Source organism: Roseovarius sp. AK1035 (genome assembly GCF_003288315.1).
Lineage (GTDB): Bacteria > Pseudomonadota > Alphaproteobacteria > Rhodobacterales > Rhodobacteraceae > Roseovarius > Roseovarius mucosus_A.
Genome location: NZ_CP030099.1, coordinates 2,339,612 through 2,358,538, shown reverse-complemented (window position 1 = coordinate 2,358,538; position 18,927 = coordinate 2,339,612). Strand labels below are relative to the sequence as shown.

Below are 18,927 nucleotides of genomic sequence, written 5' to 3'. Positions count from 1 at the left end.
TTTCATGCCCTCACCTGTCCCCCCAACGCAAGATGCTCCGCGGTTGGCCGCCCCGCCTGCGCTGGACCCCAACGCCGATCCGTTGCTGGTTGGGCTGCCAAAACAGCGCGGATATGGGCAGTGGATCGTCTCGCGGATGTGCGATGTGCGGACCGTTCTGACCGATCCAACCACGACGGTGGATATGCTGACCCCCAAGGCGATGGCGCGGTTTATGTCGCAACAGGGGGTTACACTTGAGCAAACGATGGAAATCGTAAGGATCGTGGCGCGCGCACATCGGGTTCCCAACGACGCAGAAAGACGTGATGCCATTGCAATCACGCGGCTTTTTCAAGGCACGCTTCAGGATCTGGACATGGCGTCCGCGCTTGGGGCTATTGCCTCAACCGAAGGCCGCACGGTCGATGTGATGGCGGACCTCTTGCGCCCCATACTTGGCGCATGTCGGGCAACGGCGTTGGCCATCGACCCCGAGTTGGGTCAGAGGGTCGAAGACGGGTTGCTGGCGATAATGCTCACGGTCGAGCGGCACGGGCCGAGCGATCTTGCACCTGTTGAACCTCTGGCGCGTGCCGTGATGCAGGACCTGTCAATTTTGGAGAAAACACGCGGCAAGGCGCGTGAAATGCCGATCACGCATTGGATTTTTCCTGCGTTTCTGGCGCTTTTGCCGATCACCTACACAAGCGTGTCGATGCTGGCCCATTTGGCGGAGACCCCAGAGCTTCAGGAGACATTGCGCGCGCGGCCCGAGCTGCGCCCCGGCTATATCCGAGAGGTGGAGCGGCTGATGACTTCAATCCGATATGGAACACGGCAAATCGGAGCGACGGGGTTGAACCTTGGCGATGTCTGGCTACCGCCGCGCAGTCTTGTGGTGCTGGATTTTTCCGCTGCGAACCGGGACCCTGCGCTCTGGCAAGAGCCTGACACCTGCCTGTTGGATCGGCCCCGTCAACCAACGGCCACGTTTTCTCTTGGCCCACTGGCGTGTGTTGGGGGGCAGGCAAGTCGTCAGTTCCTGTCTCTGCTTCTGGATGCGGTGATGCAACGTGTTCGAGTGTCTCTGCCGCAGCCCGGAGCCGAGCCTGATCGGCTGGTAACGCAGTGGTCGATTACACGGGGATACCGCCTGTGTCGGCTCTGCCTGTCGACCCTATGAAAGCGGCTAAAGCCGTTGATTTTTCTCAGATTAGCATTCTGTGCCGCCCCGGTTTGAGCAACCGCTTTACACGGATCCAGACATCTTGGAGCGCAGGCGTTGGTCAACCTCTGACCAGATTGTGTCCATACGGTTTTGCCAAGACAGGGAGGCTCTCAGATCGGGGGGCAAGAACCGCCGCCCCTGTTTTGCCACCCTGACCAACGCCGCCTCGATTGCGGTCACAAAGCCATCGGCACCTTCTGCGATGGTCAGATCGTCGCGCAGATCATCGAGATTGGCAATGTCCGTCGCGACAACAGGCAAGCCAAGCGCCCGATAGACATAGACCTTGAGCGGATTCATCCGATCCGACAGATCCGAGCGCTCGTGCGGAACAATTGCCACGTCGAAACCCGCAATGCAGGCCCGTGCCTGATCGTAAGGGCGAATGCCAAGCAGATGAACATTCGGCAAGGCGGTCATCCGTTCCCGGTGTGCAGGGCGGGACAGCTTGCCGATCAGAACGATTTGCCACTGCGGTCTTGCCTGCGCCAGTGCCTCGACCAGCTCAAAATCAAAGCGGTCGTCCATATTGCCGCAATAGCCGATCACCGGGCCACCCAGAAGGGTGATTTCGGGGGCGGCCACGGGCATTTCGGCGCGCATGTCGATGCCATTGGGTACGAGCAGAGGCGCAAGCGACTCTTGTTTCAGGGCCTCTTGCATGGCGGCGCAGTTCGTGATCGCGACATCCACGGTCTGCGCCATGAAGCGATAGTTTTGTTCAATTTTCCGGCGCCGCTGCTCGGACATGGGCCAGCAGCGTTGGTCGTCGATATAATCACCGATGACAAAGGGAAAACGGAGCCGTTGCTGAACCTGTTCGAAGCCCTGAACCACCGGACAGACCCACGCAATACAATTGTTGCGCATGTCGAGATCGTCCATCCAAGCTTCGACCGCGTTTGGGAAGCTTTCATGGCTGTGAACCGGGCGGCCCAGCATGGTCTGACCCGGAGTTCCGATTAAAAAGCTGCGACGATGAATATTGCCCTCGTCGGCCAAACCCGTCATCCGGGCCAAAGTGGTCGCGGCGATGATCGGCCCTTCGGCGTTGACGGGCGCACGCATCGGGTTTGTGTGAACCCGGAGGTCCGTCACAGGAAAGGGAGCGTCGATGTGCAGAATACGCCCGACTTCCGGCCTGAGCGAGAGTTCGTGCAACAGCATGTCTTGCCGACGTCCATAAAGACCTGAATCATTCTGTTTCCAGAAGAAAACCACGTTGATCGGTTGGTCAGGGTCCACCAGAGGCGCAGGTGCGGTTGCATGGGCCAGCCATGGTGCAGTGAGAGTGCCAATATCTGACGAGAGCACCCCAGGCATTTCGCGGCGCAGAAACGACAACAGGCCGGGCATGTCCGGGTAGACGCGCGGCGGGGCCGCATGCGCCGCCGCAATCGCCTGCAACGCTCTCGGAAGGTTCGCCTCATAGGACATCTCGTTGGCAAAGAACGGGTGTGCGTGACCTGATTGCCGATCAGCCGCAAGCGCGGCCTCAAGGCGATGGACCAAAATGTCGCCCTTTCGGATCGCCATGGCGGCGCCCGAGGCGATCACATCGGCAACGGGGCCTGCCTCGGTCACAAGAACCGGGGTCCCGACGGCAATGGCGTCAGTCAGCTTGGCAGGTGTCTGGCTTTGGGTTATCGGGCTATCGTGATCCTGCAAGAGCACCACCACATCCGCCACGGCATTTAGGTCCAGCACGCGCGAGAAGGGTTGCGCACCAATCCGGCGCAGTTTGAGGCCTGGTATGGCGGAGAGTTCGCGTTCCATGTCCGGGTCTGCCACCGAACCAACGATGCAGAGTTCCACATCCGGGCGGTTCAAGGCGACAACAGCATGTGCCAGTTCAACAAGGCCCTTGTGCCTCCGGGGGGTTCCAAGGAACAACACCACCCGATCCGAGGGCGTATAGCCAAGCTCTGAGCGCGTGGCGTCTCGACGTGCCATGGCGTTTTGCGCGTCGATTTGAGAGCGGCCGTGGCGAACCAATGTGGCGGTATTGCGGGACGCAAGGACCGGGTTGCAAGAGGTGACGGCATCAACAAATGGCAGAATGCCCATCCCAAGTTCTGTCCAGGTTCGACCATGCGGGCGATCCCAATCTTGCGGATTGAACTCTGCTAGGAAACTGTTGAAATCGCGTGGCGCAGACCCTTTGACAAAAGCCAATTCATCATCGTCTAGGTCGCAAATAATGCGGGCACCAAGGATTTCCCGGTATAGCAGGCCGATGAGAAGCCCCGGAAAGCGGGGTTTCGACACCCAGACCGTTGCTGCGGGCCAGGTCTTGACCAGCTTCAGGGCGCCTTCGAGGAAGTGGCGAAAATGAGGAGCGCGCCAGCCTGCGATCGGCACGCGGCGATCTGCTTCGGCCAGTGGCGACCATAGGGCATCCCCATAGGTGGGGAAGAGGGGCCCGGCCATGGCGGTGGGCCGGGTGTCGCAGATGGTTTCGGCCATGGTGATGCCGCGCCCGGCAACATTATGGCCAAGGTCCCATGACACGACGAGAACCCGGTCTTGTGGAGCGGCCTCAAGAAAGGTCGACGGGCCGGACGCTGGCCATATTTCGATCTCGACCGGCGCATTCCAGCTAAACTCACGGGCGTGCTCGGCCACGGCCTCATCCAAGCGCGTCTTGATCGCTGCCTTATCGGGCATCCGGGTCTGTGCCTCGCGGTAGAGCGCGATTGCACGGGCATAATCAAGCCGCGCCATGGCCAGATCACCTTCGACCATGGGGGTCCACTGAAAATCCGGAAAGCGCTCGCGCAGAACACCCAGATACTCTTGCGCCTTGTCCAACTGCCCCATGCGGGTCGAGAGCCCTGCAAGACGGATCAGCACAGTGCTGTGCGGTGGATGGAGTTGGGCGGCAGTTTCAAAGACGGCCATCGCCTCGACAAAGCGTTCCGCCTTGAACAGCGCCTCTGCGTCCTGAACCAGTGTCGCCAGCCGGGGGGCGGATTGGTGGTCAAATCCCACATTTGCAATGTGGTCAGTCATCTAAGGCAGGGCTCCTGTCGCATTTGGACGAGTTGAACCCACACTAAGACGCATCTGTGTCCGGGCCCCGCTCTTGCCAACACACTGATGTTCCGGCAAAAGAATGGCAAGTCGAATATCCGGATGCCGCCCATAAGCCTGAGCGCACGCCGCGCCCGGTCGCGCCACTTGGAGGTGGAACATGCCCAAAGAGCGCCCGCTTCGTCTTGCGATTTTTGGCACGTTTGATGTCGAGAACTATGGTGACCTGCTGTTCCCTTTGATCGCCAAGCAACGTCTTGGGCCTTTGGGTGTCGAAGTGGTTGCAATCTCTCCAACCGCCCATGCGACCCGCTACCGCGACGCCGTCTTGCCTCTCTCCTACTCGGAGTTTGTCCGAGATGTCGACCGCTTCGATGCCGTCCTGATCGGGGGCGGGAACATTGTGCATACCAAGGATTTCGAGTTGCCGGATTATTCGGCGACAGCCTATGCCGCGTTGTGGATCGGCGCCACCGCGCAGGCGGTGCGGCAGGGGTTGCCCGTCATTTGGAACGGGCCAGGCGTGTTGCAGCAGAGGGTGGACCGGCAGGCGCCTGAGTGGTTGCAGCGGACGGTGGATGCTGCAGACCGCTTTGTGGTGCGCGACAACGATAGTGCCAAAGGACTGGAATTGTGGTCAGGTCGAAGGCCGTCTGTGATCCCCGATACGGCCCTGGACCTTGCGCGCCTGTGGCCGCTTGCGTTGGTGAAAGACAGGTTCCGCGATATCCGCGCCAGTCTTGGGATACCTGACGAGAAGAGGGTTGTGGCGCTCCACGTCAAGGCGCGCAGTCTGGCAGGTGTCGACATCCCGAGCTTTGCAAACGCCCTTGAGGGCGCGCTGCGCAGGACAGGCACGGTTGCGGTACTGGTTGCGCTCGGAAGGTGCCACGGTGACCACGCGATTGCGGAGGAGATCCGCCGGCTGAAGCCTGATTGCACCTTTTCCATCACCGATACCGAGCATCTGATTGATATGGCGGCGGTCATCGCGGGCTCCGACGCCTATCTCGGCAGTTCGCTGCATGGCCATATCACCGCTGCAGCTTACGGGGTGGCATCAAAGCTCGTGGCGGTGCCCCTGCTCCACAAGTTTATGGGGCAAGCCGTACAAATGAACCGCGCGCAGGATATTGCCACCAGTTGGGCCGAGGCGCTCGACGCTCTGCCCAGCCTCTTGGCGAGTGATCCGCCGTGCTTGCCGGATGCCATTGCCGTGCAGCTTGATTCTCATTGGCAAGATGCGGCCAAACTCCTAACTTCTGGGCGCAAACATGTCCGATGTAAGGACGTCTTCTCTGGTGCTGATCCGGACGCCGCACTCGTTCGCGCGATCCGCGAGGAAAACATGCAAGCACTCGGCAGAGCTTCGACATCAAACCCGACCACGACACTCCCGGCGAAAAAAGGAAACTTCATGACCGAGACTTCGCAGACCCAATGGGACAGCGCCGCCGTCAATCAAATGATCTTAGGGGGAGATCTGGACGGGGCCTCTCGCCAGATTGATGCCATCCTCGACCAACAGCCTGATTTTCTGCCCGCGCGACTGGCAGAGGTGCGATATGCGCTGGCCAAGGGCGATGCGGCGCAGGCGGTCACGCTTGCATCTGCTCTCTCAGAGGCACGACCCGAGAATCCTTGGGTCCTGATGTCTCATCTGCAAAGCCTCTGTAAGGCTGCACAGCATGATGCGGCATGCACGCTCTTTCTGACCCGGTTGGCAGAGATCGAGATTGACGAGCCGATGATGACCACAGCGCTGAATACGCTCTTGGGCTCTGTGCCGCAAAAAAAACAGGTCACGTTTCTGAAATCGGTTCATGACTTGAAACCTGAGAGTTCCGTGGTGCAACTTCGGCTTGCGATGCGTGCCCATGTCAGCGGGGATACAGCCCTGACCATCGACATGCTCGAACGGGCGGAACGCGCCGGGCCGCTTCCAGCCTATGCCGCACGCATTAAAAGCCAGGTATTGCCACTCGTCGGCACGATGGATGCGGCGACCGATGCGGTGTTGTCGCTTTGGGAGGCGGGCGCGGAGGATGTTGAAACGCTCTGCCGTCTGTGTCGGTTTGCGGCGGCGGCAGGCCGCTTTGATCTGTCGCTCACGGTGTTGCGGAGGACGCTCGACCTGCATCCGCTCGAGTGGCGGTCTTTGTATCGGCTCAACCGGATTTTTCTCGATCATTCCGAGGATCGCGCCATTTTTGAGACCCTAGCGCAGATCGACGCCACGGCGCAGACCGGTGCGAACTGGCGATTGCAGTTCGCGTTGTTCAGCTTGCGCGTGGGTCAGGACGAGCATGGCCGGGCCGTGCTGGCAAGTTTGACGGATCATCCTGCCACCGGGCCGACAGCACGCAGCCTGTTGGCCGCTATATCAGCGCTCGGCTCGGCGGTCCCGCGTCCAGAAGTGACGCAGGATGCGGATGTTCGCATCGTCAAGAAAGCCGGCGCGCGCGGCACAATCCTTGTCTTTGGGGGGTTCCTCGGGGGGCTAAGCCACCTGAGTGATCGGCATCTCGACCTTCTTTTATCTGAGATCCCCGCAAATGTGATCTACCTGCGCGATCCATATGGACGGGTCTATTTGAACGGACTCCCTGAATTTGGTCAGACCGAAGCTGAGATGCAGTCTGGTTTGGCCCGACGTGTGGCAGAGCTTGGCGGCGGAAAGGTTTTGACCATCGGGGGATCAGCGGCAGGATATGCTGCGCTTCGCACCGGGTTGGCGATCGGTGCAGATGAGGTGATTTCACTGGCTGGCTTTGTGACACCGGCTCTGGCGGACCATGATGAACTGCCACATGTCCAGCAGGGGTTGGTGGAGCTGTTCAGCGGCGATCTGCAATCCTATGATCTTCGGGGCGCTCTGAACGCAAAACCCGAAACCAAACTGGTTCAGATCATTGGCGGCGATTACGCGCCAGATGTTGCCCGCGCGCAGGCCTTGGCGGGTCTTGGGAACGCTCAGGTCGAGATCCTTGCAGGGGTCGACACGCATCACGTCGCCCTGCCCGTGATTGCGGACGGGACGCTTAAGCGTCGCTTGCAAGAGTTCTTTTCGTGATCCCTCTCTGGCGTTGCGGGGGTTTTGCCTGATAGGCTTTGGGCCAGTTCAACGCCCTTTACCTCTGACACCATGAATTCAAGGACCAGCCCCAGATGCACGCAGCGCGCACGGATTTGAACGCATATCTCCAGACTGGCATTCACAAGGTCGATGGGTGGTGTATCCCCCAACTGTGGCAAAGCATATGGCCGCTGAGACAGGCCATCGGTGCCGGTCCGATTGCAGAGATTGGTGTTTTCGAGGGCAAGTTCTTTATCGGCCTCGCAAAATGCTTTGCCGAGAACCGCCACGATTCTGTAGCAATCGACGTCTTTGACCTCCAGCAATTCAATCTTGACGGGGCTGGCGTTGGAGTAGCCCCCTGAAAGTGGTCCACCAACTGGGATAGATTGTCCCGTGAATTGGAGGATCAGCGATGGCTGGAAAACGAGAGAAGCCCGAAGAGATCGTATCGAAGCTTCGGCAGGTTGAAGTTCTGCAAGGACAAGGCGCGACGATCGCCGAGGCGGTGCGCCAGATCGGCGTGACACAGCAGACGTTCTACAGGTGGCGTAAGCTCTATGGCGGGATGGGGAGGTCTCAGCTCGCACGCCTGAAGGAGCTTGAGAAAGAGAACCAGCGATTGCGGCGGGCTGTGTCCGACCTCACCCTGGACAAGCTGATCCTGACCGAGGCAGCAAAGGGAAACTTCTGAGCCCTTCGCGTCGCCGGAAATGCATCGACCATGTGCGGCGGGAACTTGGCGTATCAGAGCGCCGGGCCTGTCGCACACTGGGGCAGCACCGATCCACGCAGCGTAAGATGCCGCAAGGCCGTGCTGACGAGCAGCGTCTGACCGACGACATCATTGAATTGGCTGATCAGTACGGGCGCTATGGATATCGCATGGTCACTGGCCTGCTCAACAATGCAGGTTGGTGTGTGAACCATAAGCGGGTCGAACGCATCTGGCGGCGTGAAGGGCTGAAGGTCCCTCAAAAGCAGAAGAGAAAGGGGCGGCTCTGGCTGAACGACGGGTCGTGCGTGCGTCTGCGGCCCGAGCGCCCCAACCATGTCTGGTCCTATGACTTCGTCCAGGATCGCACCGCAGATGGCCGTGTCTACCGGACACTGAACATTATCGACGAATACACCAGGGAGGCGCTCATGATCCGCGTCGATCGCAAGCTCAACTCAACGGACGTGCTGGATGCACTGACCGATCTGTTCATCCTCCGCGGCCCGCCTGAATACATCAGATCCGACAATGGCCCGGAATTTATCGCTCAGAAGGTGCGGGACTGGATCGCCGCCGTCGGAGCGAAGACGGCCTATATCGAGCCGGGATCACCCTGGGAGAACGGATACTGCGAAAGCTTCAACGCCCGGTTCCGTGACGAGCTGTTGAACGGCGAAATCTTTTACAGCTTGAAGGAAGCCCAAATCCTGATCGAGCAATGGCGGGTTCACTACAACACGGTCAGGCCGCACAGCGCATTGGGCTATCGCCCACCCGCGCCCGAAAGCATCGTTCCGCTGGATCAAAGGCCCACAATGCACTAACAATCAAATCGGACCACCCGATGGGGGCAGACCAACATTGCATCGAACACAGGCTTGAAATACGGCGTGGTCGAAGAGCCACCTCACCTCGCAATCTTGCGGCTCTCGTCCAAACTTAGGTCAGAGTGGAAGCTTCTCCGCAAGACATCTCCCAATGCGAGCACTTGTTTTTATTCTGACTTTTCACTTCGCGCGTAAACTTATCTGTTAAGTTGCTGGACCCCCTGACGCAACCTGCTTATAGATGAGTGTAAAGTCGCGATATGCATTTAATCATCAAGGATAAACTGAAATGGGCTCATTTACGTCAACGCACTCCATTACGTACAGCAGCGGCTCGCCCTCAATTCAGAACGGAAACTTTACCATCACGGATGGCGATGCAGACACGACATTCGAAATCGGTGACACCTATTTTGAGCCAACCAATTCTCTGAATTATGAGTACCTCGGCACAATGGAGGTGGACGGCACGATCTGGCCGGTATTTGAATTTTTGGAATTTCCGGGTTTCTTTGCCGTCTTTCTTGATCAGGAACCTGTTGTTGTCCCGCCCACTTTGGCACTGAATAGTGGTGAAACATTTGATCGGGCCTGCTTTGCTGAAGGTACGCGGATTGCGACGGCAGAGGGCGACATCAATGTTGAGGATCTGGAAATCGGCACACAGGTCGTCAAGTCGGATGGCACCCTGACCCGGGTGATGTGGGTAGGAAAGCAGACGACGTCCACCCGCTTCGGGTCTGCCGCGCGCAATGACCTTATCCGTGTGGACCAAGGCGCGCTAGAGAACGGATTGCCGGTGCGCGACCTGACCTTGACGGCAGACCACGCTCTTTTCATCGATGGTTTGCTCGTCAACGCCGGTGCGATGGTCAATGGCTATTCCATCACGCAGGTTCCGTTGGCCGAATTGGGCGACAGTCACTCGGTTTACCATGTCGAGACTGAGAACCATGACGTGATCTTGGCCGAGGGTCTGCCGGTAGAGACGTATATAGACTACATCGGGAGGCAAGCCTTCGACAATTACCAAGAGTATGTATCGCTCTATGGCGACGCCCGCTCGATATCCGAGAACTCTACTCCTCGGATCACGACGTCTCGGTATTTGCCTGCTACACTTCGCAAACGTTTGGGCATCAAAGACGCCGCCTGATATTCAGCGTAATTTCACGCGTCCAAAGTGTGTAGGCCGCCGTTTTGCTGTCAGAGGTGGTTCAGTTGATCCACCTGCGCCAATTGGCGTGTCAGGCGATCGGACACTGGTCCAAATCGGATGAAACTTCTGTGACTGGGCATGGCTTGATCCTAGCCTTCGCTGATGCTTGCGATGATGTGGATCGAGTCACGCATGCCTGACGGTGCTGTTCTAGCGCTCGTCACAAGCGTTTGGCTATGGCTGTCCGGGTTGGATGTGCTGGATCGTGATACCTTGGTTCTCGGTCTATTCTCTCGGGTTGTCTCTGATCTACACGGGGCCATTTTCAACCCTAATTGTCCATCCTTGCCGAGGTTTCCGAAGATGCGGTTCGAACGTCAGATAGCCCGTTTGGCCGCTCGTAAAGAATCGACACTTATTCACGAGTATTGAACCACTTGGCGAATTGAGCGCTACTGACTGGGACCACGTGTAGAGTGAGACAGAAAAACGCAAAGGCACATGTATGACCAAGTGCGACCGTGACGATCATAGCGGCACTTTTGCTCAGACCCTGCGCAGTCTGGCGTTTCAACTTGAAGGCCAAACTGGTGACCAAGGTTGGCTTGCAGCCTTGCGCTTTGGCCTCGCGGGTGGTCTCGCCGAAGCTGGTGAGACCCACTTGGCCGAGTCTTTGTTCCGCCAGATCGTTGATGCAAATCCTCATCACCTCTGGGCGTGGGTCGGACTTGTTGAGATGACGCTTGCACGCGGAGAAGCGGACGCTGCTGCGGATATTGGGCACAAGGCCCTCGCAACCCTAGCCAATGAGCCAATTTTACATCGAAAGACTGCTGAAGCACTCGACCTTGCACAGAGGCATGTTGAAGCCATTGGGATCATGACATCGAGGACTATCGAAGCGCCAGATGATCTTGCTTTCGTCATCTCGTTGCACCGAAAGGCGGCAAAATTAGAGGATGCGACATCTTTTTGTGAGCGACTTTTAGCACTTCGCCCGGATCACGACTTGGCACATCTCGCGCGGATCGAAATCGCATTGCAATCCGGCGATTACGCAGGTGCTGTCAGTTTTGCAAACGAAGCGCTGATGCATCATTCGGATCATCCCGAAATCGTCTTGCGTGCTGCGCAAGCATGCCGTGGTGCCGGAGATTACCAGCGCGCCCTGCGCCTAGTAGAAAGCGCGCCTGAGGATACGCAGTTTGCTCCTTGGTTTTTACAACTGCGTGCCAACCTCGCCGAAGATCAAGGTGCCGTGCAAGACGCGCGGGTGCTGTGGTCTAAGCTAAAGAGCCTGAATTTGTCAGCATTCGATGTGTTGGCAGACGAAGCGATTGCACGTCTTGATGCCGCGCAAGCGACACAGACGAAAGACGCTCAAGGTCTTGTTGCGCCAATATGCGAGGACGAGCGCCATCTTGGCCTTGCTGCTCCAGAGTTCGACATCGACAGGTTTATGCTTCAGCTTGATGCGCCGCGGGCTCAAAATGGCCTCTCAGACGACGACGTGCTGCAGATCGTGGCCGGCTCGGATGACATCCCATGGTACCAGGCGCTGCAGATCGTGCGGCACGTCTGGCTAAATCGCTCTTCAGACCTTGCAGAGCGCCTAAGCAAATCTTTTGCTTCCCGTTCATGGCCTATCACTGACCTGCATGCTTTTGCGATCGAGGATCAGCTCTTGCGCAACGGGCCGCGCGCTGCCCTGGACTGGGTTCGGAGCCATCCTGTAGCGCGCCGAGAGTCTGAGGCAGCAGAGCGTCTGGGGCGTGTTCTCGTCTCTGGAGGATTTGGCATGCTGGCGGTTCGCTATCTCTGGGCTTGTTGCCGCCGCTGGCCCGCCGACCCCCAATTCTTGCGTCTTGCCACCCAAGCGCTGATTGCAACCGGTGCAGCCCACCGCGTTGCAGACCTTCTTGAGAAGGTTTGTTCGGGCGTCGATGAGGATTGGCGTTTAGCTTGTTACGTCTCCGCCGGGCTCTCCTTGGGGAAAATTGGTGAAACGCTGATGGCCTGTGAAACACAGGAGGCATCGGGGGCCGCACGAGCACCGGTTGTCGATATGATCGAGATGTCTCTTCTGGTATCCGATTTGAACACGGCAGAAGGCTTCGTTGCCAAGCTGTCGAAAGACGCGGGCCGTTTGGAAGAAGCTCTGATTAGTCGGCCTCGCGCTACCCGTGTTGGCACGTTGTTGAACGAAGCCCGTATTCTAGCAGCGTCAGGCTGGGACGAAGGCGATCTGGGCAGTAATATGAGCGCGATTGCCGATTTTTTCCTTCCGGCGCGGGCCAAAGTAGCAAAACAGGCATTGGACGTTGAGCCCCCACAAGATGTTTGTATCCCTAAAGTGCCCGATCTGATCCATGCTATTTGGTTTGATATTCCCGAAACAAGTTCGGAACGAGAGCAGCTGTTGGATGCTTGGCGTCAGGTATCGCGGCGTCAGGTGGTTCTGCATGACATTCGCAACGCACAAAGTTGGCTACGGAAAAACGCCGGCTCCGATGCCGCCCGGGCTTTTGCGAAGGCTCCTGATCGTGAACAAAAGGCTGATCTTCTGATGCTGGGCGTTCTTTTGGTCGAGGGTGGACTTACGCTGTCTGCGACGCAATGGCCAAGCAGAGATGTTGACCCGCTCATCGACCACACGAAAGAGGCAGGGTTTTTCATCGATGGTCGTGGGGCGGTTGTGACCGATCTGGTTATGGCAACGCCCGGCCATAGCGTTATCGAAACGGCCTTTGAAAAAGCAGTGGCCTCTTGCCTTGACCGAGAAAAGGATCATCGGTGGTTTAAAACCGGCCCCGGGCTATTGACGCGCGCTCTGGCGTTACACCTTTGTGATGAGGATTCAGAGGCTCGGGTGACACTGCGCGCGCTGTCTACGGTCCGGCGGCTCGTGCACCCTTACCGCCCAGCGATACGTCCAAAAATCGACGGTGGCGCGCAGTATCCATGATCGCGCGCCGGTCTCTGGGATAGTCTGGTCAAGGCCATTGCCGCAACCACCCACATTTCGGCCTGACGCAGACAATGTCTTGATCTGAAGCGCCGTCAGTTCTGGTGTGGGTTCGGGCATTTGCTGCCCCCACCCATGCCACCGCCAGCCGATCTATCAGCAGCATGGGAATACCCACATCTGCGACACTCAGGTCTCGCAAACTCGTACACAATTTATGAAAACAGACACATACGGAGCACGCCCCATGCGTCTGCCACTTACATTTAGGCAATGACCTTCCGCCACCCAATCCAAACCGAAGGTTAGGATTTGCCCCGCAGAGCTGCGCGAAGGGCATCGCCCAGGGCCCCTTGCGTGGCCTGCGGCTCAGATTTTGGTGGCCGCACCGGCGCGCTGGCAGGTTTGCCGGACTTCGCAGTTCTGGCCGCCACTGGCGCGTCCTTGGCGCGCGTCTCGGGCGCAGCGCCGTCTTTGCGCATGCTCAGGCCGATGCGTTTGCGCGCAACATCAACCTCTGTCACGCGCACCTTGACCACATCGCCCGCCTTGACCACCTCATGCGGGTCCTTGACGAACCGATCGGCCAATTGGCTGACATGCACCAGCCCGTCCTGATGCACGCCAATGTCGACAAACGCGCCAAAGGCCGCGACATTCGTCACTGTGCCCTCCATCAGCATACCGGGTTTGAGGTCTTTGATATCATCCACCCCATCGGCAAATCGCGCGGTGACAAAGCTTGGGCGCGGATCGCGGCCGGGTTTCTCCAGCTCTGTCAGAATGTCTCGAACCGTGGGCAGACCGAATTTGTCATCCACGAAATCCTCGGCCCGCAGACCGTTTAGCGCCTCGGGCGTGCCCATGATGGCGCGAATGTCGCGGCCACAGGCCTGCACGATCCGGCGCGCCACGCCATAAGCCTCCGGGTGAACCGAGGTGGCATCCAGAGGTTCCGCACTATCCCGGATACGCAAAAACCCGGCGCATTGCTCGAACGCCTTAGGGCCCAGCCCTGCCACTTTGAGCAGTGCCTTGCGCGACGGAAATGCGCCCTCAGCGTCACGATGCGCCACAATGGCCTGCGCCAAGGACGCCCCCAGCCCCGCCACGCGGGCAAGTAGCGGCGCCGACGCCATATTGAGATCAACACCAACCGCGTTCACCGCATCCTCGACCACGGCATCCAGCGCCTGCACCAGACGCCGCTGATCGACATCATGCTGATACTGTCCCACGCCGATGGATTGCGGCGTGATCTTGACCAGTTCGGCCAACGGATCCTGCAGCCGTCGCGCAATCGACACCGCACCGCGCAAGCTGACATCGAGCCCCGGAAATTCCTTGGCCGCCAGTTCCGAGGCGGAATAGACCGACGCCCCGGCCTCAGACACGATCACGCTCATCGGGCGCTTGGCCCCTTGCGGCAAGAGCTTTAGCGCCTCCGCTACCATACGCTCGGTCTCGCGGCTGGCAGTGCCATTGCCGATGGCGATCAATTCGACGCCATGTTTGCGCACCATCTCCAGCACAGCCACCTGCGCGCCGCGCAAATCGTTCTTGGGCTGGAATGGATAGAGCGTTGCAGTCTCGATCAGCTTGCCTGTGGCATCCACCACCGCAGCCTTGACACCAGTACGGATACCTGGATCCAGACCCAAGGTTGGGCGTGGTCCAGCCGGGGCGGCCAACAGCAAATCCTTGAGGTTGCGCGCAAACACGGTGATCGCCTCGTCATGGGCGCGGTTGCGCAATTCGCCCATCAGATCGACATACATCGACAGGCTCAGCTTGACCCGCCAGGTCCAAGCGGCAACGCTGCGCAGCCAGATATCACCGGGCGCGTTACCGGGAATGCCAATTGTCGCCTCGATCATACCCACGGCCCGCAGCGCGCCGGTGTCAGGATCGGGGGCAATATCGAGCGTCACGATCTCTTCCTTGGCGGCCCGCAGAATAGCCAAGGCGCGATGCGCGGGAATCTTTGCCCAAGGCTCTCGATGATCGAAGTAATCCGAGAACTTGGCCCCCACCTCTTCCTTGCCCGGCAGCACACGAGCGCTGATCACCGCTTCTGCGCGCATGAACTCGCGCAAACGGCCCAAGAGGGTGGCATTCTCGGTCAATTCCTCGGCCAGAATGTCGCGTGCGCCTTCAAGCGCCTCTTTCACTGTTGCCACGCTCTCGCTCAGGTATCCTGCGGCCAAATCCTCGGGCACCGCAGACCGCTCAGCCAAAATCCTGCGCAAAAGTGGCTCTAACCCGTTCTCGCGTGCGATCATCGCCTTGGTGCGGCGCTTGGGCTTGAAGGGCAGATAGATATCCTCGAGCACCGCCTTGGTTTCGGCCCCGGCGATAGAGCGGGCCAGCGGCTCTGTCAGCTTGCCCTGATCCTTGATGGAATTCAGGATCGCCACACGCCGCGCCTCTAACTCGCGCAGATACGTCAGTCGCTCAGCCAGATTGCGCAGTTGAGTATCATCAAGGCCACCCGTCACCTCTTTGCGGTAGCGCGCAACAAAGGGCACCGTCGCACCGCCATCAAGCAGCCCCACTGCGGCAACCACTTGATTTGGGCGCGCGTCGATTTCAGTGGCGATAATTCGGGCGATACGCTCGGCTGTGTCTGTCACTCTGGGCCCCCTCGGATGATCTGAGAGGTTTGTGATAAACGCAGATGACGCCGAGGCCAAGGGGCCGCGCGTGGTGGACCAGCGTCAGACCGAATCCGCGAGATGCGGCCCACGTCGTGGATATTGATCGAGCTTCGGTGTCTCGAAATAGCGCGGAGAAATTGCGAGGTCCGCCAGTGTGAAATCGTCAAATGTGTTGAGGAAATTGGTCAGGGCGAGGTTGAGCACGATGGGCAGCCGACAGCCTTTGGTGACCCGACAGGCATTGTCTGGAGAAAAACACTCGGCCAGAGCGAACTCAGGCTCCATCTTGCGCACCACCTGCCCAAGGTTGATTTCACCGGGGGAACGCGCCAACCGAAAGCCGCCGCTGCGGCCGCGGATCCCCTCCAGAAACCCCTCATGGATCAGTTGCAACACCACTTTCTTGAGATGTGCGCGAGAGATGTCATAGAGCTTTGCCGTCTCCTCGATGGTGGTCAATTCACCGGGTTTCAAGGTTGCGGCGTAAAGCAGAACACGCAGAGAATAATCTGTAAACTTAGTTAGACGCATAACGGCCTCCAGCTAACTGACATAATTCTGAAAGATTTTGAATTGGCAAGTGGTCAGCTTGTCACGTCTCATCACAAAAGAGTTATTTCATTTGACCCATATCAAGGTCGAGCTCTGCGACTCACGACATGCTGGCCCAATGATACGGAAATACGCCCTCTTTCTGCTGACCAGCCTCCTTGCGCTCTCCTTGGCGTTGGGCGCTTTGACTGCGGGCCGGGCAGCAGGTGTTGCCGCGTTCAAGGCCACTCTGACGCAAATGGTGATCTGCGCGGGGGCCGAGGGCGAGAAAACCGTGCATCTTGCCCGCGATGGCACGCCGGTAAACCTGCCGCATTGCGAAAAGATACTCTGCGACGAGTGTTTGCAGACCGGCTCTTACGTCTTGCTCACCGCAGAGTTCGAGCTTGGCGCGCAGCGCGTGACGGCTGCTGACCGGGATCAGCCCGGCGCAGACCTGCATCATCCCGAAATGATCCTGACCGCTCAAAGCCGCGCACCCCCGGCGGCAAAGGCGACAGCATGAAAGACCCCCTGATGCCCCTTGCTCTCTTCTTGCGCCGCCGCGCGTTCGGCCTTCTGGCACGTATCGCCGCCTTCTGGATCGCTCTGCTGGCTTTGGCCCCGGCGGTTCAGGCGCAATCCCCCTATCTTGAAACATATCTGGCCAAAGTGCCCGCCGCGACGCTGGTCGAGGGTGCAGACAGCTATGGCGCAATGCGCAACGACTTGCCCGTGGCCCCGGTGCTGCGTGGCGGAGAAACAATTGGCTGGGCTTTCATCACGTCCGATTTCGTGGGCACCACTGGCTATTCCGGCAAGCCCATCCATGTGATGGTCGCCGTCGGACTGGATGCCAAGCTGACCGGCGTAAAGCTGGTCAAACATTCAGAACCCATTGTCCTCATCGGTATCCCCGAGGCCAAGGTATCCAAACTGGTTGCGGATTTCGTGGGCCTTGATCTGGTGGCCGAGGCCGAAGCAGGCGGATCGGGGCATGAGCTCGACATCATCTCGGGCGCGACGGTCACGATCATGGTGATCGACGATTCGATCACCCGTTCGGGCATCCGTGTCGCCCGCGCGCTAGGGCTGGGGGGGCTTGCGCCACTCGCGGCCCACACCGGCCCAACATTCGAGCTGAACCCTGATGCGCAGGCGGCCAGCGATTGGTTTACCCTGACCGGCGATGGCACGCTGCGCCGCATGTCGCTGGATGTGGGGCAAGTCAACGCCGCCTTTGCCGCGATGGACGATCCCCGCGCCGCTGCCCGCCCGATCACCGCGCCCGAGGACGACACCTATATCGACATGTATGCCACACTCATCAGCGTGCCTGCCATCGGGCGGCAACTGCTGGGCGAGGCGGAATTCGCCAATCTCGCCGACTGGCTGGACGAGGGGGAACACGCCATTCTGGTCGCCGCCCGTGGTCTCTATTCCTTTAAGGGGTCGGGCTATGTGCGGGGCGGGGTGTTTGATCGCATCATTCTGGTGCAGGGCGAAGATTCCGTGCGGTTCCGCGACCGGGGCCACCGCCGCGTGGGCGAGATCATGGCCGATGGCGCGCCCGCGCTCTCGGAAATGGACATCTTCAAGATCCCCGCCGATGCTGGCTTTGACCCCGCAGAGCCGTGGCGCCTGCAACTTTTGGCGCAGCGCGATGTCGCAGCCATCGAGAGGGTCTTTACCACCTTCGATCTGGGCTATCAGTTGCCGGCCGCCTACCTGCGCCCGGTGGCCGCCCCGACACCAGCACCGCCGCTGGCGCAAGAGACCGCAACCGAGAGCGCCGCGCAAACCGCCCTCTGGTCCCGGATCTGGCGCGACAAGACCGTCGAAATCGTGGGCCTTGGCGTGATGCTGACAGTTCTCACGCTCGCGTTCTTCTTCCAAAGCTTTCTGGTGCGCTCCGAACGGGTCACAACCTGGTTCCGCATGGGGTTTCTCACCGTCACGCTGGTCTTTCTGGGCTGGTATGCCAATGCACAGCTGTCGGTCGTCAACCTCATGGCGCTCTTTGGTGCGCTGACCTCGGATTTCAGCTGGCAGGCGTTTTTGCTTGATCCGCTGACCTTTATCCTGTGGTTCGCTGTCGCCGCCGCGCTGATCTTTTGGGGGCGCGGGGCCTATTGCGGCTGGCTTTGCCCCTTCGGCGCGCTGCAAGAGCTGACAAACCGCATCGCGCGCAAACTGGGCGTGCCGCAATGGACCCTGCCTTGGGGCCTGCATGAACGCCTCTGGCCGATCAAATACATGATCTTTCTTGGCCTTTTCGGGGTCTCATTGGCCTCGATCGAACAGGCCGAACATCTGGCCGAGATCGAGCCGTTCAAAACCGCCATCGTGCTCAAATTCGCGCGTGCCTGGCCCTTTGTCGCCTATGCATTGGCCCTTTTGGCGGCAGGCCTCTTTGTCGAGCGGTTCTACTGCCGCTACCTCTGCCCGCTTGGTGCCGCACTCGCGATCCCTGCCCGCCTGCGCATGTTCGATTGGCTCAAGCGCTACCGCGAATGCGGCAACCCCTGCCAGACCTGCGCCCATGAATGCATGGTTCAGGCCATCCATCCCACTGGCGAGATCAACCCGAACGAGTGCCTGAACTGTCTGCACTGTCAGGTCCTCTACCAGTCGGAAGCCAAATGTCCGGTCGTCATCAAGAACGTGAAGCGCCGCAAGAGCGCCTCTGAAAGCGCAGCAGCGCTGGACCGGATGATCGCAAACCACCCCAACATGAAGAAAGGACAATAA

11 protein-coding genes are annotated in these 18,927 nt (G+C 59.2%); 8 read left to right on the top strand and 3 right to left on the bottom strand.

Going from position 1 to position 18,927, the window contains the following annotated elements; genetic code table 11:
- The first annotated feature begins 4 nt into the window (after positions 1 to 4).
- Positions 5 to 1,165: a cytochrome P450 gene (locus tag RAK1035_RS11260; protein ID WP_157132395.1), complete on the top strand. Its 1,161-nt coding sequence runs from the start codon at positions 5 to 7 to the stop codon at positions 1,163 to 1,165.
- 66 nt (positions 1,166 to 1,231) lie between these two features.
- On the opposite strand, the gene RAK1035_RS11255 is transcribed toward RAK1035_RS11260, so the two are convergent.
- On the bottom strand, positions 1,232 to 4,222 hold the full coding sequence (locus tag RAK1035_RS11255; protein ID WP_008280113.1) for a glycosyltransferase: 2,991 nt from the start codon (positions 4,220 to 4,222) through the stop codon (positions 1,232 to 1,234).
- A 181-nt stretch (positions 4,223 to 4,403) separates the two neighbouring features.
- Here RAK1035_RS11255 and RAK1035_RS11250 point away from each other — a divergent pair, with 181 nt between their 5' ends.
- From RAK1035_RS11250 to RAK1035_RS11230, 5 genes are all read left to right on the top strand, one after another.
- The gene (locus tag RAK1035_RS11250) at positions 4,404 to 7,316 is read left to right on the top strand and encodes a polysaccharide pyruvyl transferase family protein (protein ID WP_008280112.1); all 2,913 of its coding nucleotides are present in this window, start codon (positions 4,404 to 4,406) and stop codon (positions 7,314 to 7,316) included.
- 95 nt (positions 7,317 to 7,411) lie between these two features.
- Positions 7,412 to 7,684 carry a hypothetical protein gene (locus RAK1035_RS11245; RefSeq protein WP_008280111.1) on the top strand — a complete coding sequence of 91 codons (273 nt, stop codon included), beginning with the start codon at positions 7,412 to 7,414 and terminating at the stop codon, positions 7,682 to 7,684.
- A gap of 50 nt (positions 7,685 to 7,734) precedes the next feature.
- Positions 7,735 to 8,861 (top strand): IS3 family transposase gene (locus RAK1035_RS11240; RefSeq protein ID WP_085976969.1). Its coding sequence is split into 2 segments (ribosomal slippage): positions 7,735 to 7,999 and positions 7,999 to 8,861, totalling 1,128 coding nucleotides; the frame shifts between segments, so codons are not numbered across the junction.
- Between the two features lie 292 nt (positions 8,862 to 9,153).
- The gene (locus RAK1035_RS11235; protein ID WP_008280110.1) at positions 9,154 to 10,020 is read left to right on the top strand and encodes a Hint domain-containing protein; all 867 of its coding nucleotides are present in this window, start codon (positions 9,154 to 9,156) and stop codon (positions 10,018 to 10,020) included.
- 508 nt (positions 10,021 to 10,528) lie between these two features.
- Positions 10,529 to 12,988 carry a tetratricopeptide repeat protein gene (locus RAK1035_RS11230; RefSeq protein ID WP_037297174.1) on the top strand — a complete coding sequence of 820 codons (2,460 nt, stop codon included), beginning with the start codon at positions 10,529 to 10,531 and terminating at the stop codon, positions 12,986 to 12,988.
- A 305-nt stretch (positions 12,989 to 13,293) separates the two neighbouring features.
- Here RAK1035_RS11230 and RAK1035_RS11225 read toward each other — a convergent pair whose 3' ends face one another.
- A complete protein-coding gene (locus RAK1035_RS11225; protein ID WP_008280105.1) occupies positions 13,294 to 15,621 on the bottom strand; it encodes a Tex family protein in 2,328 nt (775 codons plus the stop codon).
- Between the two features lie 84 nt (positions 15,622 to 15,705).
- Entirely contained in the window at positions 15,706 to 16,176 is a 471-nt protein-coding gene (locus RAK1035_RS11220; RefSeq protein ID WP_008280104.1) for an RrF2 family transcriptional regulator, read from the bottom strand.
- A gap of 139 nt (positions 16,177 to 16,315) precedes the next feature.
- Here RAK1035_RS11220 and RAK1035_RS11215 point away from each other — a divergent pair, with 139 nt between their 5' ends.
- Positions 16,316 to 16,702, top strand: coding sequence for a hypothetical protein (locus RAK1035_RS11215; protein ID WP_008280103.1), 387 nt, complete (start codon positions 16,316 to 16,318; stop codon positions 16,700 to 16,702).
- Positions 16,699 to 18,927 (top strand): NosR/NirI family protein, encoded by a 2,229-nt coding sequence (locus tag RAK1035_RS11210; protein WP_008280102.1) that lies wholly within the window; start codon positions 16,699 to 16,701, stop codon positions 18,925 to 18,927. Before RAK1035_RS11215 ends, RAK1035_RS11210 begins: the two co-directional genes overlap by 4 nt.